Source organism: Microbacterium sp. LWH12-1.2, from assembly GCF_040675825.1.
Lineage (GTDB): Bacteria > Actinomycetota > Actinomycetes > Actinomycetales > Microbacteriaceae > Microbacterium.
The window spans coordinates 1,320,479-1,344,381 of sequence record NZ_JBEGIJ010000001.1 but is presented as its reverse complement, the minus strand read 5'-3'; the positions used below and the strand labels follow the sequence as shown (position 1 = coordinate 1,344,381).

Sequence of the window (23,903 nt, the reverse complement as noted above, 5' to 3'; positions counted from 1 at the left end):
AACGTGACGCCATGCGAAGCTTCCAGATCTCGGTCCCGGATGACGTCATCGCCGATCTGCACGCGCGACTTTCGCGAGCGCGGCTGTTACCGGACTCTCCCCGGCGTCCTGAATCGGGGCTGTCGGGGGCGTACCTCCGCGATCTCGTCGACAGTTGGGCGGCCTTCGATTGGCGGTCACGCGAGCGAGAGCTGAACGAGCATCCGCAGTTCATCGCTGATATAGACGGAACCGACATCCATTTCGTCCATCTGCGCTCGGACCGCCCCGATGCACCTGCACTCCTCGTCATGCACGGCTGGCCGCACACGTTCGCGCTCCAGCTCGAGTTCGCCCGGTTGCTGCCGGACTTCCATGTCATCGTCCCGAGCCTGCCGGGGTTCGCCTTCTCCGCACCTTTCGACGGAACGATGACCGAGGGCGTTATGGCTCGCCTGATGCATGCGCTGATGACCGAGGTGCTGGGGTACGAGCACTACCTCACCTACGGCGAGGACATCTCCGCCAACGTGAGCGACCTCATCGCCGCGACTCACCCCGGCGCGGTGCAGGGCATCCTCGCGACGCACGCGCACTTCGGCACCGGCGAAGAGCGTGACGCCCTCGATGATGCCGATGCCCGCGCTTTCTTCGAGCGTCTCGCCGCTGGGGGCGGACCAGATGGCGCCTACTCTCACATTCAGGCGACTCGACCGGACACCCTCGCTGCGGGTCTGAACGATTCTCCGGTGGGGCTGCTCGCCTGGCTCGTCGAGAAGCTCGTCGAGTGGAGTGACACACCGACCGGTCAGCCTGAACTCGTCGAACGGCGGATATCCCGTGACCGCATCCTCACTGAGGCGATGATCTACTGGGCCACTCAGAGCATTGCCACGTCGTTCCGCCCCTACTTCGATGGCGGCGATGAGGAGCGGATCCCTCCCGTCGAAGTACCCGCAGCGGTGGCGATCCAGAGGCATGAGCACGACTATCCGGAGAGCCTGGCCCTTGCGTACTATCGCGACCTCCGTTCCTTCGAACGGATGCCGGAGGGCGGCCATTTCGCGGTCGCCGAGGTTCCGGCGGCGATGGCGGGCAGAATGCGAGATTTCGCGCGCGGCCTCGGGCTGCTGCCGAGCTGAACGGTCCCGTACTTGGCTTCGCTTGGCTTCGCTTGGCTTCGCGGGTGCCGCGGGTGCCGCGGGTGCCGCGGGTTCGGCGATCAGTATCGGATCGCCGAACTCGCGTCGTCGGTCACGCGTCCAGACCGCGCCGCTTCAGCAGCGGAGAGATGTCGGCATCGCGGCCACGGAAGTCACGGTAGGCCGCAAGCGGATCCATCGAGCCGCCGACGCCGAGCAGGCGCTGACGGAACCGGTCGCCGTTCTCCCGAGTCAGGCCCCCGTTCGAGCGGAACCATTCCACAGTGTCGGCGTCGAGCACCTCGCTCCAGATGTAGGAGTAATAGCCCGCGCTGTAGCCGCCGGAGAAGACGTGCGCGAAGTACGTCGACGAATAGCGCGTGGGGACGACGGGGTTGTCCAACCCGATGTCCGCGAGCGCGGTGGCCTCGAATGACGCGACATCGACGGCTCCGTCCGACGGCCCGACCCGGTGCCAGGCCTGATCGAGCCACGCTGCCGCGAGGTATTCGCTCGTCGCATGCCCCTGGTTGAACGTCTCGGTCGCACGCAGGCGGTCCACGATGGCAGGATCGAGCGGCTCGCCGGTCTCGTAATGCTTCGCATAGTTGTCGAGCACCTCCGGCCAGAGGATCCACATCTCGTTGACCTGGCTGGGGAACTCGACGAAGTCCCGGAAGACGTTCGTTCCGGCGAAGTGCGGGTACGTCACGGTCGCGAACAGGCCGTGCAGCGCGTGCCCGAACTCGTGGAAGAGCGTCGTCACCTCGTCGAGCGTGAGCAGCGTCGGCTCGCCGTCACCGGGGAGCGGCACATTGAGATTGTTGACCACAACCGCGGGGGTCCCTCTTAGGCGGGACTGACTCACGATCGGGTTCATCCACGCGCCGCCGCGCTTGGAATCCCGCGTGTAGAGGTCGAGGACGTACAGACCCAGGGGACTGTCGTCTTCGTTGTGCACCTCGAAGACGCGCGCGCCCGGGTGGTAGGCGGCGAGGTCACCGCGCTCGGTGAACCGCACGCCGTACAACTGGGTAGCGGCGTAGAAGACGCCCTCCTGCAGCACCCGCTCCGCCTCGAACCACGGTCGGAGCGCGCCGGTGTCGATGTCGAATCGAGCGGTCCGGACACGCTCGGTGAAGTACGCCCAGTCGTGAGCTTCGACCGTGAACGGCTCCGCTTCGGTCTCATCGACGATGGACTGCAGCGCGGCTTGTTCAGCCCGGGCATTCCGGGCCGCAGGTGCGGCGAGTTCGCGCAGCATCTGCTCGACAGCCAGCGGATCGCCTGCGGTCTCGTCGGCCGTGACATACGCCGCATGCGAGTCGTAGCCGAGCAGGGCCGCGCGCTCGGCGCGCAGACCTACGATCTCGCTGAGCACCGGGCGGTTGTCGTGCTCGTTGTCTCGCGCGCCGCGCGCCTGTGACGCCTCGAGGATGCGCTGACGGGAGCTCCGGTCCCGGAGCTGTGCGAGGTACGGATGCCCCGTGAACAGCGGCAGCGACACCAGGAAGCGACCGGGAAGCCCGCGTTCCTCGGCGGCGCGGGCAGCCGAGGAAAGCTCGCCGGCCGTCAGCCCGTCGAGCTCCGCGGCGGAGTCGAACACGACCGCGAGATCGTTGGTGTCGGCGAGGAGATTCCGTTCGAAAACGTTGCTGAGCGTCGACAGCTGCTGATTGAGACCGGTCAGACGTGCCTTCGCGGCATCGTCGAGCGCGGCGCCGGCATGCGTCATCTCGCGGTGGTGACGCTCGACGAGGTAACGCTGTTCGGCGTCGAGTTCTCGCGTGTCCAGCTGCGCATGCACCTGCTGCACCCGCCAGTACAGCTGACTGTTCAGGATGATCGCATCCTGGTGGGCGGCCATCAGCGGTGCGAGCTCCGCATCGATCTCCTGGATCTCCTCCGTCGCGTCGGCTGAGCTGACCGTGTAGAAGACGTGCGCCACGCGGTCGAGCAGTTCACCGGCGCGCTCCAGCGCTTCGATCGTGTTCTCGAAGGTGGGCATGGAACGCACCATCGTGATCCGGTCGATCTCGCGGAGGTGTTCCTCGAACGCGGCGCGGAAGGCAGGAAGGTAGTGCTCGGGCCGGATCGCACTGTAGTCAGGGAGACCGTAGGGGAGTACGGATGGCTGCAGCAACGGGTTCGTGGCATCGGTCATCCTTCGAGCCTAGGGCGCATCGGCATCCAGCGGCTCACTCGCTCAGCCGTGTCATCACCCGCTGCAGAGCCTCGACGACGACCCGCACCGAACGCCGGCGAAGGTTCTCCGGCCGCGCCAGCAGGTCGATCATCCGGTGCGTGCTCACCCCCTGCAGGGGCAGCCGGACGATATCGCGGTCATCTGCGCTCCTGGACGTGTAGCGGGGCAGCATGCCGATCGCGTCGCCAGCGGCGACCACCGCGGACACCGCGCCGTAGTCGTTGATCCGGTGCTGCACGTGGATCGTGCGGTTCGTGACCGCGGCGACGGCACGGAGTACATCGTCGGGGGAGTACCCGATTCGACTCGTCACCCAGAGTTCCCCGGCGACGTCGGCTGGTGTGAGGGTCTTGCGAGACGCGAGCACATGAGTCTTCGCGACGGCGATGTCCAGCGGCTCGCGAACCAGCGTGAGGCTCCGGATGCCCTCGGCCGGCCACGGAGCGGTGTGCTCCATCCGGTGAGCCAGCACGAGGTCGTATCGGGCGGTGAGGGCCGGAAAGTCGCTCTGCGCGACGTCTTCATCGGTCAGCTGCACCGTGGGTGATGACGTCGATGTCGACAGTTCGCGGACGAGCGAGCCGAAGAGTGCCTGACCCACGCTGTGGAACCCGCTCAGCGTGACGATTCCGGTGGTGTCGGTTTCGAAGTCGTCCAGTGCGTTGCGTGCGGCCGCCATCGCGTCGATCGCCTCGGCGCCCGCCGCGGCGAGCACCTCGCCGGCTGCGGTGAGCATCAGGGTTCGGCCTTCTTTGCGTGTCAGCGGAGTTCGGAAGCCGCGTTGCAGGGCGGAGAGTTGCTGGGACACGGCGGAGGGGGTCACTCGCAACTGTGCAGCGACGGCGGTGACGCTTCCGAGTGCGCCGAGCTCGCGGAGGATCTGCAGCTGATGGAGTTCCATTCCGAAATTCTAGAGTTAAGAGCTGGCTTAACGAATAGTGCAGTAATCAGCGATTGCTCTACATGGTGCAAGTGCGGTGTGATCGAGTCATGAAAGCACTGTTCAAAGCCGAACGCGCAGCGGGGCTCGAGCTCGTCGAGCGCCCCGACCCCGTGGCCGGCGCCGACGAAGTGATCATCCGCGTGCTGCGCACCGGCATCTGCGGCACCGACCTGCATATCCAGCGCTGGGACGACTGGGCGGCATCCGCCGTCGTCGCCCCGCTGATTCCGGGTCACGAGTTCTACGGTGAGGTCGTCGAGGTCGGTCCGCTCGTGCACGACATCGCCGTGGGCGACCGCGTGTCCGGCGAAGGACACATCGTGTGCGGCACATGTCGCAACTGCCGTGCCGGCCGCCGCCAGATGTGCATCCGTACGATCGGGCTGGGCCTGCAGCGCGACGGCGCGTTCGCCGAATACCTCTCGCTGCCGGCGGCCAACGTCTGGGTGCACCATGCCGAGGTCAGCCCAGAGCTGGGTGCGATCTTTGACCCGCTCGGCAACGCGGTGCACACCGCCCTCACGTTCCCTCTGATCGGCGAGGATGTCCTGGTCACCGGCTGCGGTCCGATCGGACTGATGGCGATCGCCGTCGCACGGCATGCCGGTGCCCGCTTCATCGTCGCCACCGACGTCAGTGCTCCGCGATTGGAGATGGCACGGCAGATGGGCGCGAACGAGGTCGTGGACGTCTCGGTGCGCGACATCCGCGAGGCGCAGGTGGCCCTCGGCATGCGCGAAGGCTTCGACATCGGTTTCGAGATGAGCGGGGCGCCCTCGGCGCTTCCCGGCATGATCGACAACATGAACCACGGCGGCCGCATCGCGATGCTGGGATTGCCGAGCAGCGAGTTCGGGGTCGATTGGGGAAAGCTCGTCACGCACATGCTGACCATCAAGGGCATCTACGGTCGCGAGATGTTCGAGACCTGGAACGCGATGGGCGCGATGCTGCAGACCAGCGCGACGTTGCGTGCATCGATCGGGCAGGTCATCGCCGAGGTGATTCCGGCGCGTGACTGGGAGCGCGGATTCGCGGCCTCTGAGTCAGCAGGAACGGGCAAGATCATCCTCGATTGGACGGAGTTGTGATGTACGGAACTTTCCAGAAGCACGTGGCCGCCGAGCTGGCCGGCATCGAAGAGGCCGGGCTCACCAAGCATGAGCGCGGCATCCGCGGGCCGCAGAGTGCCGAGATCACCGCCGACGGCGCGGCGGTTCTGAACTTCTGCGCAAACAACTACCTGGGGCTCGCTGACGATCCCCGGATTCTGGATGCCGCGACGGCGGCGCTTCAGGAGTGGGGCTACGGCCTCGCCAGCGTGCGCTTCATCTGCGGCACGCAGGAGCAGCATCTGGAGCTCGAGCGGCGCCTGTCCGGTTTCCTCGGCACCGACGACGCCATCTTGTACTCCTCATGCTTCGACGCCAACGGGGGAGTGTTCGAGACGCTGTTCAGCGCGGAGGACGCGATCATCTCGGACGAGCTCAACCATGCGTCGATCATCGACGGCATCCGCCTCTCCAAGGCTCGACGGCTCCGCTACCGCAACCGCGACATGGCAGACCTCGAGGAGCAGTTGCGAGCGGCATCGGATGCGCGCTTCCGGGTGGTCGTCACCGACGGCGTGTTCTCGATGGACGGTTACATCGCACCGCTGGCCGAGATCTGCGACCTCGCCGAGCGCTACGACGCGCTGGTGTTCGTGGACGATTCCCACGCGGTCGGTTTCGTGGGCGAAAACGGTCGCGGCACGCCCGAGCTCTGTGGCGTCGCGGACCGCGTGGACATCTACACCGGCACGTTCGGGAAGGCCCTGGGCGGGGCTTCCGGTGGCTACGTCGCTTCGCACTCCGACATCGTCGCGCTCCTGCGTCAGCGCTCGCGCCCCTACCTCTTCTCGAACACTCTGGCGCCCGCGATCGTGGCGGGAACCCTGACCGCGCTCGACCTCGTCGAGGGTTCGGCGGATCTGAGGGCGCAACTGCGCGACAACGCCGCACTGTTCCGGGAGCGGATGGCGGCGGAGGGATTCGACCTGCTTCCCGGTGAGCATCCGATCGTTCCCGTGATGTTCGGCGACGCCGCGCTCACCGCCCGCGTCGCGCGGGAGATGCAAGCCCAGGGGATCTACGTCACAGCGTTCAGCTTCCCGGTCGTGCCGCGAGGGGCGGCGCGGATCCGCGTGCAGCTGTCGGCCGCGCACACCGCGGAACAGATCGAGCGCTGCGTCGCGGCATTCGTCGTCGCCCGCGCGTCGGTGAGCTGATCCGCACCTCTTGCAAAGAAACACTTGCAAAGAAGTCTTTGCAAAGGTATCTTTGCATGCATGACGGATGACACGCAGGTTCGAAGGCTTGATTCGGGGGCGCTGAAGGCGCTGGCGCATCCGTTGCGCGTGCAGATCTTCGATCTCCTTGCTGCACAGGGACCGCAGACCGCGAGCTCCCTCGCCGGCCTCGTCGGAGAGACCTCGGGGTCGATGAGCTATCACCTGCGGGCCCTTGCCGCGCACGGACTGATCCAGGAAGTCGAGGGGCGCGGCACGGCGCGCGAGCGCTGGTGGGAGCGCCCGAAGGGGCGCATCGAGGTACCGGGACCCGACGAGTCCACATCGCCCGCGAGTCGCGCGGCAGCCCAGATCGTCACTGCGGAGTTCTTCCGCCTGCGTCACGAGACGCTCATGGCGTATCTCAACCGGCCGCAGTCAGAGGTGCCGGAGGAATGGCGCGACGTCGGTCTCACGATGACGACCCACCTCGATATGACGCCGCCCCAGGTGTTCGCGCTGCGCGAGGAGATGGAGGCGCTCGTCGAGAGCGCGATCCAGCGCTTCCGCGGTCAGACCGGCCCTGATGTTCGTCGCGTCTCTCTTCGCGCCGAGATCTTCGACCTTCCGACGGCGAACAGCCGCCAGACCAGCCCTGAGGAGTGATCATGACCACTGCAACGCTTCGACTCGCCGCACCGACACGCTTCGAACGACTTCTCCAGCAGGTCGCGCTCGGACTGTCTCGACACGTCGAGCACCGGATCGTCGCCCGCGCCGAGCGTCGCGAGATCGCCCTCGATATGCTGCGCGAGCAGCAGGCGCGCCGACACGACCCGCGGGCCGTGGATCATGCCCTCGCGCAGCTCGGCCTGCCGAGGCGCTGAGATCCCGTCGGGCGTTTCGTCTCGTCGCTGCGCTCCTCGCTCAACGACCGGAGACGCTTCTTGGTCGTTGAGCGAGCGAAGCGAGACGAAACGCGGCGCTCAGTCCTCGAACGGCCGTGCGATCACGTCGCCTGAGGCGGTCTGCAAGACCTCCCAGCCGGAGTCGAGTTCCGCGGTCGCGCGGCCCTCGAGCCAAGTGAGCGTCCAGTGGCCGCGCAGGCCGCGCGACTCGACCTCGGCGATCGCGGGGCGGAGCGCCGCTGGTACCGAAGCAGGCGGCTCCGAACCGGCGGCCCAACGAGTGCCCAACTGCATCAGACGCCCTCGCCCACTGCAGGCTCGACGGGGGCGAGCTCGATCGCGGTGACCGCGAACGCCTCGGCCTCGCTGAACTCGAGCTCGGCGATTCGGCCGACGGCGCGCAGGTCATCGGCGGCGGCGCGGAGGGCGACGAGCTTCGCGGCGGGAGCGGCGATCGCTGCACGAGCGACCGCCGTCTTCTGCGAGGCCTTCGCCTCTGTCTTCGCACGACGGATGCCGATCAGCGCCTCACTGGCGGCAGACAGCACCGCAGGATCGCCGGCGATGCCGAGCGGCTCCGGCCAACTCGCGGTGTGCACCGAACCCTCCTCGAACCACGACCACACTTCCTCGGTGGCGAACGACAGCACCGGAGCGAGCAGACGAAGCACCGCAGAGAGGGCCAGGCGCAGGGCGAGTGCCGCCGATGCCTGCCCGACGTCGTTCTGGTTGTACGCGCGCTCCTTGACGAGTTCGAGGTAGTCGTCGCAGAACGTCCAGAAGAAGGCCTCGGTGACTTCCAGGGCCTTCGCCTGGTCATAGTTCTCGTATGCCTTCGTGGCATCGCGGATCACCCCGTCGAGGGCGGCGAGCATCGAAGCATCCAGCGCGTGCGTGACCTGTGCATCCTCGGGAACCGGGAACGACAGCACGAACTTCGCCGCGTTCAGCACCTTGATCGCCAGACGGCGACCGATCTTCACCTGCGTCGGATTCTGCGGGTCGAACGCCGCATCCATTCCCAGTCGGCTGGAGGCCGACCAGTAGCGAACGGCATCCGAACCGTGCGATTCGAGGATGTCCGCAGGCGTGACGACGTTGCCCTTCGATTTCGACATCTTCTTGCGATCGGGGTCGACGATGAAGCCGCTGATCGCCGCGTTGCGCCACGGTGCCCGGCCGTCCTCGAGAGTCGAGCGCAGCATCGTGGAGAAGAGCCAGGTGCGGATGATGTCCTGGCCCTGCGGACGCAGGTCGAACGGCGCAGTGAGGTTCCACAGCTCCTCATCGCGCTGCCAGCCGCCGGCCAGCTGCGGGGTGAGCGACGACGTCGCCCAGGTGTCGAGGATGTCGGCCTCGGCGTCGAATCCACCGGCCACGCCGCGCTGGTCCTCGGTGTATCCCGCCGGCACGTCGCTCGTCGGATCGATCGGCAGCGAGGCGGCATCCGGGGTCAGCACACGGTCGTAGTCACGCTCGCCGTTCTCGTCGAGCGCGTACCAGAGCGGGATCGGCACGCCGAAGAAGCGCTGGCGCGAAACCAGCCAGTCGCCGGTGAGGCCGCCCACCCAGTTCTCGTAGCGCACCCGCATGAAGTCCGGGTGCCAGGCGAGCTCGGCACCGTGCGCGATGAGCTCGTCGCGCAGCTTCGCGTCTCTCGCGCCGTTGCGGATGTACCACTGGCGGGTCGAAACGATCTCGAGCGGGCGGTCTCCCTTCTCGAAGAACTTCACCGCGTGGTTGAACGGCTTGCCGACCGACGTCATGTCGCCGGTCTCCTGCAGCTTCTCGACGAGCGCCTTGCGGGCGCTGAAGACCGTCTTGCCGCCCATGTTCTCGGCGTACCAGTCTCGTGCGCCTGCTTCCGACACCAGAGAAGGCGCTTCGGGAAGGAATCGGCCATCCAGGCCGATCGTGGTCATGTTGGGCAGTGACTCGTTCGTCGTCGTGCGCAGCTCGCGCCACCAGATGATGTCGGTCACGTCGCCGAAGGTGCAGACCATCGCGGCGCCGGTGCCCTTGTCGGGCTGAGCAAGGTGGTGTCCGTGGATCTCGATCTCGGCGCCGAAGAACGGGGTGCGCACCTTCGTGCCGATGAGGTGCTTGTGCGGGCCCTCCGGGTGCGTCACGAGCGCGATGCACGCCGGGAGCAGCTCCGGGCGGGTCGTGTCGATGGCGATCGAGCCGGTGCCATCGGCGAAGGGGAACTCGATCGTGTGGAACGCCGCCTGCTGGTCGCGATCCTCCAGCTCGGCCTGCGCGATCGCGGAGCGGAAGTCGACGTCCCACAGGGTGGGCGCAAGTGCCTGGTAGGCCTCGCCGCGCTCGATGTTGCGCAGGAAGGCGAGCTGGCTCTGCCGGATCGTGTCGTCGGAGATCGTGCGGTAGGTCTGGGTCCAGTCCACGCTGAGGCCGAGCTGGCGGAAGAGGCTCTCGAACTGCTTCTCGTCTTCGACGGTCAGTCGCTCGCACAGCTCGATGAAGTTGCGGCGGCTGATCGGCAGCTGGTCGGCTGCGCGGCTGGACTTGTTGTCACCGCCCTCGAACGGGGGAGTGAAGTCGGCATCGTACGGAAGAGTGGGGTCGCAACGGACGCCGTAGTAGTTCTGCACGCGGCGCTCGGTCGGGAGGCCGTTGTCGTCCCAGCCCATCGGGTAGAACACGGTCTTGCCACGCATGCGCTCGAACCGCGCCTTGATGTCGGTGTGCGTGTACGAGAACACGTGCCCGATGTGGAGGGATCCGGATGCCGTCGGCGGTGGTGTGTCGATCGAATAGACGCCATCGCGGCCGGCGGCAGCGGCGCGGATGCGGTCGAACAGGTACGTTCCCTGATCGCGCCATGCGGCGTCCCACTTCGCTTCGAGACCTTCGAGTGCGGGCTTGTCGGGAATCTGGTTCTGAACGGACACGGCCATGGAGGTCTCCTCGAGCGATGTATGCGGCACTGTGTGAGCGTGCCTGAGTGTGGGTTGTGCCCTCAGTCTAATGGAGAGCCGATGACGAAGGATGAGGTGTAAATCGACCCGGTCCAAGAAGGGGCCGTAGACTGAGATGTCACCCCATCGCTCTTCTCGAGGACCTTTCATGCGCATTTCGCTCCGGCGTCGCCTCCTGCCCTTCGTCGCGGTCTCCGCCGCTGCCGCCCTCGCGCTGAGCGCCTGCGCGGCTCCTGGGGCTACCGAGGAAGGCGGCGGAGAAGTCGTCTGGGGTGTCGACGGCAGTCTGCTCGCGTCCGGGCACATGGACCCGCAGACGAGCCAGTTGGACATCTCCGCGGCCGTCCAGCGGTCCGTCCTCGACTCGCTGGTCTTCCAGAAGCCCGACGGCTCGTTCGGCCCGTGGCTCGCGACCGAGTGGAACGTGTCCGATGACAGCACCGAGTACACGTTCACGCTCCGCGACGATGTGACGTTCCACGACGGGGAGCCGTTCGATGCGGCGGCGGTGAAGGCGAACTTCGACCGGATCATCGACCCCGAGACGGAATCGGCTCAGGCCGCGAGCATGCTCGGCGGAGAGTTCTACGCCGGCACCGACGTCGTCGACGAGCACACCGTCACGGTGCGCTTCTCCCAGCCTTACGCGCCTTTCCTGCAGGCAGCGAGCACGGCGCAGCTCGGCTTCTACTCGCCGAAGGTGCTGGCCGAGTCCGCTGACGAGTTGAAGGTCGGCGGCCCCGGCATCACGGTCGGCACAGGCCCGTTCGAGCTCACCGATTACACGCCGGAGCAGGAGATCGTGTACACGGCCAACGCCGACTACGCGTGGGCGCCGGAAGGCACGGAGAAGCCCGGATTCGAGACGCTGCGCGTGGAGATCCTCCCCGAGCCATCGGTGCGCGCGGGCGTCGTCAGCTCCGGAGAGGCCGACCTCGTCGGCCAGATCCCGCCGAACCTCGCCGCCACGCTCGGCGACGGGGTGACCGTTGAGGCTGTCGAAGAGCCGGGTCTTCCCTACTCGCTGTACCTCAACGAGAAGCACGGCGTCTTCGCCGACCAGAAGGTGCGCGAGGCGTTCTCCCGTGCGATCGACATCGATGCGTCCGTCGAAGAGATCTTCTTCGGCGAATACCCGCGCGCGTGGAGCATCCTCGGACCGACGACCCCGGGCTACGACGCATCGCTCGAGGGATCGTGGCCGATGGACCGCGACCTCGCGAACTCCCTGCTCGATGAGGCCGGGTGGACCCAGCGCGGCGACGACGGCATCCGCACCAAAGACGGCCAGCGGCTGTCCGCGCGCTGGATCGCCTGGACCCCGGTGCCCGACGATCGTGCCGCGCTGGCGAACGCCATCCAGTCCGACCTCAAGGAGGTGGGCTTCGAGGTCCTCCTCGAGAAGCTCGAGCCGGGTGCCTACAACGAGCAGTACGGGCCGAAGACGTTCGATCTCACCGACTGGAGCTTCTCCGGCGTCGACGCCGACCTGCTGCGCAACCATCTGCACAGCGAGGGTTTCCAGAACGCCTCGCAGGTCACCGACCCGACCATCGACGAATTGCTCGAGAAGGGTGTCGCGACGACGGATGCCGACGCTCGTGCCGATGTCTACGGCGAACTGCAGCGGTGGAACGCCGAGCACGTCGCGATCGTGCCGTTGTACGTGCCGTCCGCCATCACCGCGGTCGGGGAGCGCATCTCCGGTCTGCAGTTCGACCTCTACGGACGTCCGCTGTTCTTCGGTGTGACGGTCGAGTGACCCGGCACGGCATCGGCGATACGATGCCGTAGTCAGGAGCGCAATGATCAGAAGGATCGTCGGGCACGCGGCATCCCTCGTCGTGGTGCTGTGGGGAGCGGCGACGCTCGCCTTCCTGGCTTTCCGGGTGATCCCCGGCGACCCGGTCGACGTCATGCTCGGACCGCAAGCTCAGGTGAGCGATGCCGTCAAGGACGGCATCCGGGCGGAACTGGGGCTGGATCGGCCGCCGCTCGAGCAGTACGTCTCGTACCTGAGCCAGCTGCTGCGGGGCGACCTGGGCGAGTCGTACCAACTGCGGATGCCGGTGGCCGAGGTGATCGGGCGGCAGCTCGGGGCGACCCTGCAGCTGACCGCATCCGCGCTGCTCATCGCCGTGGTGCTCGCTCTTGCCGCCGCGCTCTTCGCGCGGCGCGCGGTGTCCAGGGGAATCGTCGCGGCTGTCGAACTCGTCCTGCTCTCCTCGCCGGTGTTTTGGATCGGTCTCGTGCTGCTGAGTGTCTTCGCCTTCGGTCTCGGCTGGTTTCCGGTCTCCGGCACTCGAAATCCGGCGACGATGGTGCTCCCCGCCGTCACGCTCGCCCTGCCGGTGGCTGCGCTTCTGGGACAGGTGCTGCGCGACGGCATCGAGACGGCGGAACGCCAGCCGTTCGCGACGACCGTTCGCGCGCGGGGCGCGGGTCACGTGCGCCTCACCCTGCATCACACGCTGCGGCACGGTGCGGCCGGCGCCCTCACCCTGACCGCCTACCTCGTCGGCTCCCTGCTCGGCGGGGCGGTGCTGGTGGAGACCGTCTTCGCCCGGCCTGGCCTCGGAAGGGTGACGCTCTCGGCGATCACCGACCGCGATCTGCCGGTGCTCAGCGGCATCATCCTGCTCAGCGCGTTCACGTTCGTCGTCGTGAATCTCGTCGTCGAGCTCGTGCACCCGCTGCTCGATCCGCGCGTGCGGACAGTGGCCGACACCCCGGACAGGACGCCGCGCGCATGAGCGTCGGACGTCGCATTCTCCTCGGCGCAGCCGTGTTGATCCTCGCGCTGATCGCCGTGGCGGCGCTCGTGCCCGACCTGATCGCCTCCCAGGATCCCCTGCAGACCGATGTGCGCAGCGCCCTGCAGGCGCCGAGCGCCGCGCATCTGTTCGGCACGGACCAGAGTGGCCGCGACGTCTTCTCGCGCGTTGTGCACGGGACAGGCAGATCGGTCGGCATCGGACTGCTCGCGACCGCCCTCGCCCTCGCCCTCGGTCTGCTGTTCGGCGCACTGGCGGGGGTCGCGCCCCGTGCCGTCGATATCGCCGCGATGCGCGTCACTGATGTGCTCCTCGCCTTCCCCGAGTTCCTCGTCGCACTGATCGTCGTCGCGGTGCTCGGGCCCGGTCCCGTGAACGTCGCGATCGCGGTCACGCTCGCCGCGGTGCCGGTGTACGTGCGCATGGGGCGCGTGCAGACGAGGACGCTCGCCGTCGCCGAGCATGTCGAGGCGGCTCGGATCCTCGGGGTGCCGCCCGTGCTCGCGTTCGTGAGGCATGTGGTGCCCAGCGTCTTCGGGTCGCTCAGTGTGCTCGCCACCATCGGGATCGGATCGAGCATCCTTGCCGCAGCCGGGCTCAGCTTCCTCGGTCTTGGCCCCGCGGAACCGGCACCGGAATGGGGCCTCATGCTGGCCGGCGGGCGCAACGTCCTCGGCCAGGCGTGGTGGATCTCGGTCTTTCCCGGAGCGGCGATCACGCTCACGGTCGTCGCAGCGACGATCGTCGGACGTCAACTGAGGGCCCGCGCCGAGGGGAGGACATCATGAGTGCGCTCGAGGTGCGGGATCTCTCCGTCAGAATCGGCGGTGCCAGGCCGGTGGAATCCGTCTCCTTCACCGTGGAACCGGGGGAGTGCGTCGCGATCGTCGGGGAGTCGGGGGCCGGCAAGTCGCTGACGGCCGCGGCCCTGCTGGGACTGACTCCGCACGTCGCCCGGGTATCTGCCACCCGTCTCGTCGTCGACGGCGTCGATGCGCGGTTGTTCGGCGAACATGAGTGGCGCCGGCTCCGCGGCGAACGGATCGCGCTCGTGTCGCAGGATGCTCTGGTGTCCCTCGACCCGCTGCGCACCATCGGGGCGGAGATCGCCGAACCGTTGGCCATCCATCGGCGGCTCGCGGGGACGCAGCGCCGCACGAGAGTGCTCGAACTTCTCGACGCGGTGGCGATGCCGGAGCCGGCACGTCGGATCAGACAGTACTCGCACGAGCTGTCCGGAGGGCTCCGGCAACGCGCGCTCATCGCCTCGGCCCTCGCCGGCGACCCAGCGGTGCTCATCGCCGACGAGCCGACGACGGCCCTGGACGCGACGGTGCAGGCGCGGATCCTCGATCTGCTGCGAGGGATCGCGGATGCCGGCACCGCCGTCGTCTTCATCAGCCACGACTTCGCGGCCGTGAGGCGGGTCGCCGATCGGGTCCTGGCGATGCGGGACGGCCGGGTCGTCGAGTCCGGTGCGGTCGCGGAGGTGCTCGAGGCTCCGCAGCACGAGTACACGCGCCGACTGATCGCAGCGACGATGCACGAGCCGCGTCCCGCCGTCGATGCGGGCGGCGAGCTGGTGTTCTCGTCCGTTGCAGCGTCGAAGGCGTTCGGCGCCATGCCCGCCGTCGTCGGTGCGACTTTCTCGGTGCATCGTGGTCGGACGCTCGGCATCGTCGGGGAGTCCGGCTCCGGCAAGACGACACTGGCCAGGATGATCGTCGGTGTGGAGCATCCGGACGCCGGCGAACTGCGCTGGAACGGAGCGCAGCGCGTGCAGCTTGTGCACCAGAACCCGCTCGGCGCATTCGATCCGCGATGGACGATCGGACGATCGCTGCGCGAGGCGCTTGCTGCCGGCCGGGTCCCTCGCTCGCAGCGTTCCTCGCGCGTTGCCGGACTGCTCGTCGAGGTCGGCCTGGATCCCGCACTCGCGGGGCGCCGGCCATCCGCCCTCTCCGGCGGTCAGCGACAGCGCGCCGCCATCGCCCGGACCCTCGCCGCCGATCCGGATGTTCTGGTGCTCGACGAGCCGGTGTCGGCACTCGATCCCTCGGTGCGGGAGCGGATCCTGCACCTGCTCCGGCGACTGCAGCGAGAACGCGGGCTGACGATGATCTTCGTCTCGCACGATCTCGACGTGATCGCGGCGATCGCGGATGACGTGCTCGTGATGCAGGACGGGCGGATCGTCGAGCAGGGCTCCACCGGTGCCGTCTTCGCGGCTCCTCAGCATCCGTTCACTCGAGAGCTGCTCGCGGCCAGCGCCGTGTCCTGAGCTCAACCCTTGATCTGGATGCCCAGCCCGGCCGCAATGGTCGGGGCGAGCTGCTGCACCTGGAACTCGGTCAGTGTGGTTCCGCGCAGGCTGTTCGCGTCGAGGTAGGCGAGGGCATCCAATCCGCGCAGATCGACGTGCGTGGCACGCATACCGCGCGGATCGACCTCGTCGCTGCGAGTGCTCGTGAAGCGAACCCGGGTGAGTTCGGCCTGCGGCATGTCGATGGCGCGGATGCTGCAGCCGGTGACCTCGAGATCTTCGGCGCGCGCTGTCCCGAGGTTCAGGTAGTCGATGCGCACGTCGCGGAGTTCGAGCTCGGCGATGCGGGCGCCGCTGAGATCGAGCGTCCCGATCCGTCCGCCGGTGATGCGAAGGCGACGGATTCCGGAATTGCGGAGTTTGAGGGAGGCCACCCTCATGTCGGTCATCGCGACGTCGAGGATCGTGGCACCGGTGAGGTCGACCGTGTCGGCATCCGCCGTGACCACGCACTGCTCCAAAGAGGCGTACGCGAGATCCGCTGAGCCCGCGATCTCGAGGCGTGCGGCCAACAGGTCGGCTCGACGGGCAGGAGTGGCGGGTGCGAGGTCCTCCGGGAGGTCAGGTGCGGTGACGCGAGGCGCGACGGGGGAGTCGGAGGAGCGGGCCATCCCTCGAGCGTATGCGGTGGCACGGACACGGGTGGGCTGCCGTGCGCCCGAGCTTGCTGCAACCCCGGAAGCGCAACTTCGCGGAACTTCCCGAACTTCGCAGGAATCTCAGGAGACTCTGCGAAGACGCTGCAGTTCTGCGACGAACGAGTTGTCCTACACAGGGGGTGGATGCTGGAGCCCGTCCACAGTTCCGGGATGCGCAGGGAATGAGCGGCGGCGGGATGCGGCATGCTGCCGGAATGAGCCAGGACAACCTCATCGAGGCCGTCACCAATGGCGGTGGTGTCATGCGCGTGGAGCGGCTCCGCGAACTCGGTTTTCGGCGCACACTTCTCGAGTCCGTACTCGCCGCAGGCCGACTTCAGCGCGTGCGCCGCGGATGGGTGGCGTTGCCGAACGTGGATCCGCTTCTCGCATCGGCGGCGCGGCGCGGCGTCGTGCTCACATGCATCACCCAGGCGCGCCGACTCGGCTTGTGGGTGCACGAGACGCCGGCAGCTGCGCACGTCGGAGCGACGCCAGGCAGCGCGGGTGGAAAGCCGGACACGATCCGCGTGCACTGGGCGCGGCCGTTGCTGCCACGTCACCCGGACTCGCTCGTGGATCCGATCGAGAATGTGCTCGCGATAGTCGCCGAGTGCGAGCCCCATGAGCAGGCGCTAGCGACCTGGGACTCCGCGCTCAACAAGGGACTGGTCACGTTGGAAGGACTCGCCGGGTACGACTGGCGCCCGGCGGCGCGGCGTCTGCTCGGAGAAGCCACGCCGTTCTCGGACGCCGGGCTTGAGACCTACCTTCGCCCTCGACTGCGCTGGCTGCGGCATCCGATCCGGATCCAGACGTGGATTGCGGGCCACAGGGTCGACGCGCTCATCGGCGAGCGTCTCGTGCTGCAGATCGACGGAGCACATCACGTCGGCCAGCAGCGCAGCGAGGACATCAGACACGATGCCGAGCTGAGGCTCATGGGATACCACGTGGTCCGCATCAGCTACCACCAGATGATGCACGAATGGGCATTAGTGCAGGACCTGATCATGCGCGCCGTCGCCCAGGGGCTACATCTCGCGTCGCGTCGCCGGGCCTGATGGGGGCGCTTCTTCGCAGAACTGCCCCAACTTCGCAGGAATTCCTGGAAAGCCTGCGAAGAAGCTGCGGTTCTGCGAAGAACCGCTGGCGCACGGCTCGGCCCCGCGAGGCACCCGGATGCCGCACTCACGACCTGCGCGTAGAATGAGAGCACAAGCACTGATCCGGCCATCACCGGGGAGCTCTCGGAAGAACGCAGGAGACTGCAAGTAGAACCGAGCGGGGCAGGCCCGTGATCGCCGCAGTGAGAGTGGTCGCGTCGTGAGACGCAGCACGTGAGGTGGTACCGCGGTCTCGCAGGAGATCGTCCTCGCAGCAGCATCCGCCCGTGCCACCAGCTCAGATCACTGCGAGACGACATGACCTACCCGCGTTCATCCTTCGGACCCGCCGCCGATGCCTCCGTCGTGCCCAGCCCGCGCTTCCCCGAGATCGAGACCGAGGTTCTCGAGTTCTGGAAGTCGGACGACACATTCCGTGCATCGATCGAGCAGCGCGACGGTGCACCCGAGTGGGTGTTCTACGACGGTCCTCCGTTCGCCAACGGACTGCCGCACTACGGTCACCTGCTGACCGGCTATGCGAAGGACGTGTTCCCGCGCTTCCAGACGATGATCGGCCACAAGGTCGATCGCGTATTCGGCTGGGACACCCACGGCCTGCCGGCCGAGCTCGAGGCGATGAAACAGCTCGGCATCACCGAGAAGAGCCAGATCGAGGCCATGGGGATCGACGTCTTCAACGCGAAGGCGAAGGATTCCGTGCTCACCTACACCCGCGAGTGGGAGGACTACGTCACCCGCCAGGCTCGCTGGGTCGACTTCGAGCGCGGCTACAAGACGCTCGATCTCGGGTACATGGAGAGCGTGCTCTGGGCCTTCAAGACCCTCTACGATAAGGGCCTCGCCTACGAGGGCTACCGCGTGCTGCCGTACTGCTGGCGCGACGAGACGCCGCTGTCGGCACACGAACTGCGCATGGATGACGACGTCTACCAGATGCGTCAGGACCCGTCCGTGACGGTCTCGTTCCCGCTCGCGGGTGCGGATGCCGCCGCCAAGGGGCTCGAAGGCGTGCGGGTGCTCGCCTGGACCACGACGCCGTGGACGCTGCCGACCAACCTCGCGCTCGCCGTGGGTCCTTCGATCGAGTACGTCGTGGTGCCCGCAGGGCCGAACGGCGTCGCAGAAGGCGCAGCAGGCGGTCGCTACCTGCTGGCGCGGGACCTGCTCAGCGGGTATGCGAAAGACCTCGGCTACGAGGACGGAGACGCCGTGGTGGCAGCCATCGAGCGCACCGTCACCGGGGCCGACCTCGGCGGCCTCCGCTACGAGCCGCTTTTCGACTACTACGCCGACGTCGAGACCTATGGCACCGAGAACGCGTGGCAGATCCTCGTCGACGACTACGTCACCACCACCGACGGCACCGGCGTGGTGCACCAGGCTCCCGCGTACGGTGAGGACGACCAGCGGGTCGCCGAAGCCGCCGGCATCCCGACGATCCTCTCCCTTGACGATGGCGGACGCTTTCTGCCGAACGTGACCGATGTCGCGGGCGAACTGTGGATGGACGCGAACACGCCGCTGGTGCGACTTCTCCGCGCGGACGGCCGGCTCATCCGCCTGCAGAGCTACGAGCACTCGTACCCGCACTGCTGGCGCTGCCGGAACCCCCTGATCTATAAGGCCGTGTCCAGCTGGTTCATCCGGGTCACCGACATCAAGGACGACCTGCTGGCGAACAACGAGCAGATCACCTGGGTGCCCGAGAACGTCAAGCACGGTCAGTTCGGCAAGTGGCTCGAGGGCGCGCGCGACTGGTCCATCAGCCGCAACCGCTACTGGGGATCGCCGATCCCGATCTGGAAGAGCGATGACCCGGAGTACCCGCGCGTCGACGCCTACGGCTCCCTCGAGGACATGGAGCGCGACTTCGGCACACTGCCGCGCAACCCGGAGGGTGAGATCGACCTGCACCGTCCGTACATCGATGATCTGACCCGGCCGAACCCCGACGACCCCACCGGCCAGAGCACGATGCGCCGCATCGAGGACGTCTTCGACGTGTGGTTCGACTCCGGCTCGATGCCGTACGCGCAGGTGCACTACCCGTTCGAGAACCAGGAATGGTTCGACTCGCACTCGCCGGCCGACTTCATCGTGGAGTACATCGGACAGACGCGTGGCTGGTTCTACGTGATGCACGTGCTGTCCACGGCGCTGTTCGACCGCCCGGCGTTCACGGGTGTCAGCTGCCACGGCATCGTGCTGGGCTCCGACGGCTACAAGATGTCGAAGTCGCTGCGCAACTACCCGGACGTCTCCGAGGTGCTCGATCGCGACGGATCCGACGCGATGCGCTGGTTCCTGATGTCGAGTTCGGTGCTGCGCGGCGGCAACCTCGCTGTCACCGAAGAGGGCATCCGCGCGGGCGTCCGCGAGTTCCTGCTGCCCCTGTGGAACTCGTGGTACTTCTTCGCGACCTACGCGAACGCATCCGACGGCTACGAGGCGACCTGGCGTACCGACTCCACGGACGTCCTCGACCGGTACATCCTCGCCCGTCTCGGCGACCTCGTCCGCGAGGTGCGCGCCGATCTGCAGGGCCTGGACTCGACCACGGCCGCCGGACGACTGCGCGAATTCGGCGAGACCCTGACGAACTGGTACATCCGTCGTTCCCGCGACCGCTTCTGGGTCGGTGTGACCGATGACCCGAAGAGCCGCGAGGCGTTCGACACCCTGTACACGGTGCTCGAGACGCTCTGCCGGGTCGCCGCCCCGCTGGTTCCCCTCGTCAGCGAGCGGGTCTGGCAGGGTCTCACCGGCGATCGCAGCGTCCACCTCACGGACTGGCCGGATGACACCGCGTTCCCCGCCGCAGACGAGATCCGGGATGCGATGGATGCCGTACGCGAACTGTCGAGCGTCGGCAACGCATTGCGCAAGAAGGAGAAGCTGCGGGTGCGCCTGCCGCTGGCCCGTCTCACGATCGTGTCGCCGCTGGCCGCATCGCTGGGTCAGTTCGAGGACATCCTGCGTGAAGAGCTCAACGTGAAGCGCGTCGAACTGGTCGAACTCGGTGAGAACGCGGCAGCAGAGTACGGCGTCAGCCACAGGCTCAGCGTGAATGCCCGCGCGGCCGGTCCGCGCCTCGGCAAAGAGGTGCAGAAGGTCATCCAGGCGGCGCGCGGCGGCTTCTGGACCGAGGAGAACGGCGTGGTGACGGCCGACGGCATCGCACTGGAGCCCGGCGAGTACGAGCTCGTGCTGGAGACCACGGGTCGCCCCGAGGGCGAGGCTCTGGCTATCGTCCCCAGCGGAGGCTTCGTGCTGCTCGACACTGCGACCACTGCGGAGCTCGAGGCGGAGGGTCTGGCTCGCGACGTCATCCGCGCTGTGCAGGAGACCCGCAAGAACGCCGGGTTCGATGTCAGCGATCGCATTCGGCTGGTGCTTCGATTCGCGGATGCCGCGGACTGCGACGCTGTCGTCTCGGCGTTCGATCTTGCCGGTGTCGCGAGTGAAACGCTGGCGGAGGAGTACTTCGTGGTGAATCCGCAGGGCGACTCGATCTTCGGGCACGGCGCCGTATCGCTCGCCGCCGGTGGTGTCGAGGCCGAGTTCACGGCGACCATCTCCCAGGGCACATATGCCAACTCCGGTGATCTCACGATCGCCGTCTCCCGGATCGGAGTGACCGCATGAGCGACCGCGAGCGCGCAGACGCCGTCTATGAGACCCTCCTCGCCCGGGCGGGCGAGCGCTGGGTTCAGCCGCGCAAGGAGCGCACGGCGCGGATCCTGGCGTTCCTCGACGACCCGCAGCGCACCTACCGGGTGGTGCACATCACCGGCACCAACGGCAAGACGTCGACGGCACGGATGATCGAGAGCCTGCTGCGCGCGCACGACCTGCGCACCGGCTTGTTCACCAGCCCGCACCTGGAGCGCTTCACGGAGCGGATCATGATCGATGGCGAGCCCATCGATGATGCCGCGATCGCGGACGCCTGGGACGAGATCGAACCGTTCGTCGACATCGTCGACGCCGAGCTGGAGGCGGCAGACGACGCCCCGCTGACGTTCTTCGAGCTGCTCACGGTGCTCGCCTTCGTGGCGGCCGCCGATGCGCCGGTCGATGTGCTCGTGCTCGAAGTCGGGATGGGCGGTGAGTGGGATTCGACGAACACCGCCGATGGCGACGTCGCCGTGTTCACGCCGATCGACATCGATCACGCGGACCGTCTGGGCGCGACCATCGCCGAGATCGCCCAGGTCAAGGCCGGGATCATCAAGGAGGGCGCCGCGGTCGTGTCCGCACAGCAGCCCGCCGAGGCCGTCGAGGTCCTGCGCAGGGTCGCGACCGCGAACGGCGCAACGATCGCATTCGAGGGCGAGGAGTTCGGCCTCGTCGATCAGAAGCTCGCCGTCGGAGGACAGCTCCTCACCGTCCGCGGTCTCGCGGGGGAGTACGTCGAGGAGTACCTGCCTCTGTACGGCGCGCACCAGGGCCACAACGCCGCGCTCGCGGTGGCGGCGGTCGAATCCCTCATCGGAGGCGGGTCGCAGCGCATCGCGGCCGACATCGTCGCCGAGGGCCTGCAGGGGGCGACCTCTCCTGGCCGTCTGCAGCTGCTCGGGATCGCTCCGACGGTGATCGTCGATGCCGCCCACAATCCTCATGGTGCCGCTGCCCTCGCGCTGGCGCTCGATGACAGCTTCGACTTCGACGAGTGGGGGATCGTGCTCGGCATCCTCTCCGACAAGGACGCCGCCGGCATCGTCGCCCGTCTGGCTCCGGCGGCCGCGCATGTCTTCGCGACGGCGCCGGATTCGGAGCGGGCGAGCGACGCGGATGTCATCGCCGATCTCGTCGAGCAGACAGGGGGGCGGGTGACGGTGCATCCGACGCTCGCCGAAGCGGCCGACGCGGCGCGTGAGTGGGCCTCATCCTCCGACCGCCGCGCCGTCGCCATCGCCGGCTCCGTGGTGCTCGCCGGTGAGGCGATCGCGCTGGCCGAGACCGAGGACTGGAAGTCCGGGTGGCGAGCGTGAGTGCTCCGGCACGCCAGGGGCGCCCGCCGCGAACCCTCGTGCAGAAGCTCGCCCCGATCGTGCTGGGTTTCGAGGCGATCGTCGTAGTGCTGGTCGGTCTCACCCTCTTCGGCCTCAAGGCGTTGCCCGCCGGGATCGAGCAGTGGTGGGCGATCGTCGGCGCCGCCGTCGTAGCTCTGGCGTGCATCGTCACCGCCGGCATGATCACGAAGCCGTGGGCGATCGGCGTCGGCTGGGCGATTCAGGCGATCATCGCGCTCTCCGCGTTCTTCGAGCCGACGATCGTGATCGTCGTCCTGATTTTCGGCGGCATGTGGGGGTATGCGACGATCATGGGGGCCCGATTGGACGCACGACGCCCGACGGAGCCCACGACCGAGACTCAGACTCATACTCAGACAGAGAGTGAATGACATGGCCACCGAAGAAACCCTCGTCCTCGTCAAGCCCGACGGCGTCGCCCGCGGACTCACCGGTGCGATCCTCGCCCGGATCGAGGCGAAGGGCTACGCCCTCGTCGACATCCGCCTGGTCGATCCCGACCGGGATCTTCTCGCAGCGCACTACGCCGAGCACGAGGGAAAGCCGTTCTACGAGCCGTTGCTCGAGTTCATGCTCTCCGGCCCTTCCGTCGCCATTCGTCTCGCGGGCAACCGTGTGATCGAGGGCTTCCGGTCGCTCGCGGGCACCACCGACCCGACCACGGCCGCTCCTGGCACGATCCGCGGCGACTTCGGCCGCGACTGGGGCCTGAAGGTGCAGCAGAACCTCGTGCACGGATCAGACAGCCCCGAGTCCGCGGCGCGCGAACTCGGCATCTGGTTCGACTGACGATAAACACGAAGCCCGCCCCACGATCGTCGTGCGGGCGGGCTTCGTCGTTCGTGTCGAGGTCAGAGGATCATTCCGATGACCTCACCAAGAAGGTCGAGACCGCGCATCTGAACGAGCAGGATGATGATCGCGTAGGCGAGGATCGTCGCGAGCGGTACCCACACCATCAGCTTGTTCGCGCGCTCCTGCACCGCTTCGTTGCGAGTGAACGTGCCGTTGCGTGCCAGATGCACCATCGTGGCGAAGAACGTCGGGATCGTGACGGCCCAGGTGAGCATGCACCATGGGCAGAGCACTCCGAGATTCGTGGCGTACAGGCTCTGGCCGATCAGCCAGCAGACGAACCCGAACGCGAAGGTGATTCCGGCGCCGAATGTCGCCCAGAACCAGCGCGGGAACGTGGCACCGGCGAGAATCGCGACTCCGACGACGAAAGGTGCCATCCATCCGGTGAGGCCGATGATGGGGTTCGGGAATCCGAAGATCTCGCCCTGCCAGGAATCGAGGTTCTTCCCGCATTGGATCATGACGCTGACGTTGCAGCTGAGGTCGGCGCTCGGATTCTCGAGTTGGATGAACTTGTCGATCGTGAGTTGGAAGGCGGCGAACCAGCCCAGAACGCTGGCGATGATCAGCCAGACGGCGAAGACGACGGGGCGGGGACGTGGCTCGCTCATATCTGGATTATCTCAGCGTCGGCTATGCGCGGGACGTGAAGCGCGCGGCGCGCGCGAGGTCGGATGCCGCGAACGGGCGAACTTGGTGCGATAATGATCTGTGATGCACCGCACGGCCTTGCCGTGACACGCATCGACGCAGACTTC

General features: G+C 67.3%; 20 protein-coding genes. 14 read left to right on the top strand and 6 right to left on the bottom strand.

Annotated elements, in window-relative coordinates:
• Positions 1-11: 11 nt before the first annotated feature.
• Positions 12-1,121: an epoxide hydrolase family protein gene (locus MRBLWH12_RS06430; protein ID WP_363547319.1), complete on the top strand. Its 1,110-nt coding sequence runs from the start codon at positions 12-14 to the stop codon at positions 1,119-1,121.
• Between the two features lie 112 nt (positions 1,122-1,233).
• Here the strand turns inward: MRBLWH12_RS06430 and MRBLWH12_RS06425 are convergent, their stop codons facing one another.
• Positions 1,234-3,285 carry a M3 family metallopeptidase gene (locus MRBLWH12_RS06425; RefSeq protein WP_363547316.1) on the bottom strand — a complete coding sequence of 684 codons (2,052 nt, stop codon included), beginning with the start codon at positions 3,283-3,285 and terminating at the stop codon, positions 1,234-1,236.
• 34 nt (positions 3,286-3,319) lie between these two features.
• Entirely contained in the window at positions 3,320-4,228 is a 909-nt protein-coding gene (locus tag MRBLWH12_RS06420) for a LysR family transcriptional regulator (RefSeq protein WP_341974430.1), read from the bottom strand.
• A gap of 89 nt (positions 4,229-4,317) precedes the next feature.
• Between MRBLWH12_RS06420 and tdh the strand changes: the two genes are divergently transcribed.
• The 4 genes from tdh to MRBLWH12_RS06400 are packed head-to-tail and all read left to right on the top strand — an operon-like array spanning position 4,318 to position 7,426.
• A complete protein-coding gene (gene tdh / locus MRBLWH12_RS06415) occupies positions 4,318-5,361 on the top strand; it encodes an L-threonine 3-dehydrogenase (protein WP_341974431.1) in 1,044 nt (347 codons plus the stop codon).
• Positions 5,361-6,539, top strand: a complete 1,179-nt coding sequence (locus tag MRBLWH12_RS06410; protein ID WP_363547313.1) for a glycine C-acetyltransferase — start codon at positions 5,361-5,363, stop codon at positions 6,537-6,539. The genes tdh and MRBLWH12_RS06410 overlap by 1 nt, the downstream gene beginning before the upstream one ends.
• A 60-nt stretch (positions 6,540-6,599) precedes the next feature.
• A complete protein-coding gene (locus MRBLWH12_RS06405; RefSeq protein WP_341974433.1) occupies positions 6,600-7,205 on the top strand; it encodes an ArsR/SmtB family transcription factor in 606 nt (201 codons plus the stop codon).
• 2 nt (positions 7,206-7,207) lie between these two features.
• Positions 7,208-7,426: a hypothetical protein gene (locus MRBLWH12_RS06400; RefSeq protein WP_363547310.1), complete on the top strand. Its 219-nt coding sequence runs from the start codon at positions 7,208-7,210 to the stop codon at positions 7,424-7,426.
• 99 nt (positions 7,427-7,525) lie between these two features.
• On the opposite strand, the gene MRBLWH12_RS06395 is transcribed toward MRBLWH12_RS06400, so the two are convergent.
• Both MRBLWH12_RS06395 and valS read right to left on the bottom strand, forming a co-directional pair.
• Positions 7,526-7,741, bottom strand: coding sequence for a hypothetical protein (locus MRBLWH12_RS06395; protein ID WP_363547307.1), 216 nt, complete (start codon positions 7,739-7,741; stop codon positions 7,526-7,528).
• Complete coding sequence (gene valS / locus MRBLWH12_RS06390; protein ID WP_363547304.1) at positions 7,741-10,365, bottom strand: valine--tRNA ligase; 2,625 nt, start codon at positions 10,363-10,365, stop codon at positions 7,741-7,743. The genes MRBLWH12_RS06395 and valS overlap by 1 nt, the downstream gene beginning before the upstream one ends.
• A gap of 169 nt (positions 10,366-10,534) precedes the next feature.
• Between valS and MRBLWH12_RS06385 the strand changes: the two genes are divergently transcribed.
• From MRBLWH12_RS06385 to MRBLWH12_RS06370, 4 genes are read left to right on the top strand one after another with little or no spacing between them, the layout of a single operon-like run.
• Positions 10,535-12,148, top strand: a complete 1,614-nt coding sequence (locus MRBLWH12_RS06385; RefSeq protein ID WP_363547301.1) for an ABC transporter substrate-binding protein — start codon at positions 10,535-10,537, stop codon at positions 12,146-12,148.
• A gap of 43 nt (positions 12,149-12,191) precedes the next feature.
• On the top strand, positions 12,192-13,139 hold the full coding sequence (locus MRBLWH12_RS06380) for an ABC transporter permease (RefSeq protein ID WP_363547298.1): 948 nt from the start codon (positions 12,192-12,194) through the stop codon (positions 13,137-13,139).
• Positions 13,136-13,948: an ABC transporter permease gene (locus tag MRBLWH12_RS06375; RefSeq protein WP_363547295.1), complete on the top strand. Its 813-nt coding sequence runs from the start codon at positions 13,136-13,138 to the stop codon at positions 13,946-13,948. The genes MRBLWH12_RS06380 and MRBLWH12_RS06375 overlap by 4 nt, the downstream gene beginning before the upstream one ends.
• Positions 13,945-15,441, top strand: a complete 1,497-nt coding sequence (locus MRBLWH12_RS06370; RefSeq protein WP_363547292.1) for an ABC transporter ATP-binding protein — start codon at positions 13,945-13,947, stop codon at positions 15,439-15,441. Before MRBLWH12_RS06375 ends, MRBLWH12_RS06370 begins: the two co-directional genes overlap by 4 nt.
• A gap of 2 nt (positions 15,442-15,443) precedes the next feature.
• On the opposite strand, the gene MRBLWH12_RS06365 is transcribed toward MRBLWH12_RS06370, so the two are convergent.
• Positions 15,444-16,094: a pentapeptide repeat-containing protein gene (locus MRBLWH12_RS06365; protein ID WP_363547289.1), complete on the bottom strand. Its 651-nt coding sequence runs from the start codon at positions 16,092-16,094 to the stop codon at positions 15,444-15,446.
• Positions 16,095-16,336: 242 nt separating this feature from the next.
• Here MRBLWH12_RS06365 and MRBLWH12_RS06360 point away from each other — a divergent pair, with 242 nt between their 5' ends.
• The 5 genes from MRBLWH12_RS06360 (at position 16,337) to ndk (ending at position 23,076) form a co-directional block, all read left to right on the top strand.
• Entirely contained in the window at positions 16,337-17,185 is an 849-nt protein-coding gene (locus MRBLWH12_RS06360) for an endonuclease domain-containing protein (protein WP_341974442.1), read from the top strand.
• Between the two features lie 360 nt (positions 17,186-17,545).
• Entirely contained in the window at positions 17,546-20,896 is a 3,351-nt protein-coding gene (gene ileS, locus MRBLWH12_RS06355) for an isoleucine--tRNA ligase (protein ID WP_363547286.1), read from the top strand.
• Positions 20,893-22,245, top strand: a complete 1,353-nt coding sequence (locus MRBLWH12_RS06350; RefSeq protein WP_341974444.1) for a bifunctional folylpolyglutamate synthase/dihydrofolate synthase — start codon at positions 20,893-20,895, stop codon at positions 22,243-22,245. The genes ileS and MRBLWH12_RS06350 overlap by 4 nt, the downstream gene beginning before the upstream one ends.
• Positions 22,242-22,658 carry a DUF4233 domain-containing protein gene (locus MRBLWH12_RS06345; RefSeq protein ID WP_363547283.1) on the top strand — a complete coding sequence of 139 codons (417 nt, stop codon included), beginning with the start codon at positions 22,242-22,244 and terminating at the stop codon, positions 22,656-22,658. The genes MRBLWH12_RS06350 and MRBLWH12_RS06345 overlap by 4 nt, the downstream gene beginning before the upstream one ends.
• Before the next feature lies 1 nt (position 22,659).
• On the top strand, positions 22,660-23,076 hold the full coding sequence (ndk, locus tag MRBLWH12_RS06340; protein ID WP_102192635.1) for a nucleoside-diphosphate kinase: 417 nt from the start codon (positions 22,660-22,662) through the stop codon (positions 23,074-23,076).
• A 62-nt stretch (positions 23,077-23,138) separates the two neighbouring features.
• Here ndk and MRBLWH12_RS06335 read toward each other — a convergent pair whose 3' ends face one another.
• Positions 23,139-23,756 carry a vitamin K epoxide reductase family protein gene (locus MRBLWH12_RS06335; RefSeq protein ID WP_363547280.1) on the bottom strand — a complete coding sequence of 206 codons (618 nt, stop codon included), beginning with the start codon at positions 23,754-23,756 and terminating at the stop codon, positions 23,139-23,141.
• Positions 23,757-23,903 lie beyond the last annotated feature (147 nt).

What these genes read in the sequence shown, in the direction of transcription:
- MRBLWH12_RS06365 (WP_363547289.1), bottom strand. Translation starts at nt 16,094, where the DNA reads ATGGCCCGCTCCTCCGACTCCCCCGTCGCGCCTCGCGTCACCGCACCT.
- MRBLWH12_RS06395 (WP_363547307.1), bottom strand. Translation starts at nt 7,741, where the DNA reads ATGCAGTTGGGCACTCGTTGGGCCGCCGGTTCGGAGCCGCCTGCTTCG.
- MRBLWH12_RS06380 (WP_363547298.1), top strand. Translation starts at nt 12,192, where the DNA reads ATGATCAGAAGGATCGTCGGGCACGCGGCATCCCTCGTCGTGGTGCTG.
- MRBLWH12_RS06405 (WP_341974433.1), top strand. Translation starts at nt 6,600, where the DNA reads ATGACGGATGACACGCAGGTTCGAAGGCTTGATTCGGGGGCGCTGAAG.
- tdh (WP_341974431.1), top strand. Translation starts at nt 4,318, where the DNA reads ATGAAAGCACTGTTCAAAGCCGAACGCGCAGCGGGGCTCGAGCTCGTC.
- MRBLWH12_RS06385 (WP_363547301.1), top strand. Translation starts at nt 10,535, where the DNA reads ATGCGCATTTCGCTCCGGCGTCGCCTCCTGCCCTTCGTCGCGGTCTCC.
- MRBLWH12_RS06410 (WP_363547313.1), top strand. Translation starts at nt 5,361, where the DNA reads ATGTACGGAACTTTCCAGAAGCACGTGGCCGCCGAGCTGGCCGGCATC.
- MRBLWH12_RS06430 (WP_363547319.1), top strand. Translation starts at nt 12, where the DNA reads ATGCGAAGCTTCCAGATCTCGGTCCCGGATGACGTCATCGCCGATCTG.
- MRBLWH12_RS06370 (WP_363547292.1), top strand. Translation starts at nt 13,945, where the DNA reads ATGAGTGCGCTCGAGGTGCGGGATCTCTCCGTCAGAATCGGCGGTGCC.
- MRBLWH12_RS06350 (WP_341974444.1), top strand. Translation starts at nt 20,893, where the DNA reads ATGAGCGACCGCGAGCGCGCAGACGCCGTCTATGAGACCCTCCTCGCC.
- MRBLWH12_RS06425 (WP_363547316.1), bottom strand. Translation starts at nt 3,285, where the DNA reads ATGACCGATGCCACGAACCCGTTGCTGCAGCCATCCGTACTCCCCTAC.
- MRBLWH12_RS06375 (WP_363547295.1), top strand. Translation starts at nt 13,136, where the DNA reads ATGAGCGTCGGACGTCGCATTCTCCTCGGCGCAGCCGTGTTGATCCTC.
- MRBLWH12_RS06420 (WP_341974430.1), bottom strand. Translation starts at nt 4,228, where the DNA reads ATGGAACTCCATCAGCTGCAGATCCTCCGCGAGCTCGGCGCACTCGGA.
- MRBLWH12_RS06360 (WP_341974442.1), top strand. Translation starts at nt 16,337, where the DNA reads ATGAGCCAGGACAACCTCATCGAGGCCGTCACCAATGGCGGTGGTGTC.
- valS (WP_363547304.1), bottom strand. Translation starts at nt 10,365, where the DNA reads ATGGCCGTGTCCGTTCAGAACCAGATTCCCGACAAGCCCGCACTCGAA.
- MRBLWH12_RS06335 (WP_363547280.1), bottom strand. Translation starts at nt 23,756, where the DNA reads ATGAGCGAGCCACGTCCCCGCCCCGTCGTCTTCGCCGTCTGGCTGATC.
- ndk (WP_102192635.1), top strand. Translation starts at nt 22,660, where the DNA reads ATGGCCACCGAAGAAACCCTCGTCCTCGTCAAGCCCGACGGCGTCGCC.
- MRBLWH12_RS06400 (WP_363547310.1), top strand. Translation starts at nt 7,208, where the DNA reads ATGACCACTGCAACGCTTCGACTCGCCGCACCGACACGCTTCGAACGA.
- ileS (WP_363547286.1), top strand. Translation starts at nt 17,546, where the DNA reads ATGACCTACCCGCGTTCATCCTTCGGACCCGCCGCCGATGCCTCCGTC.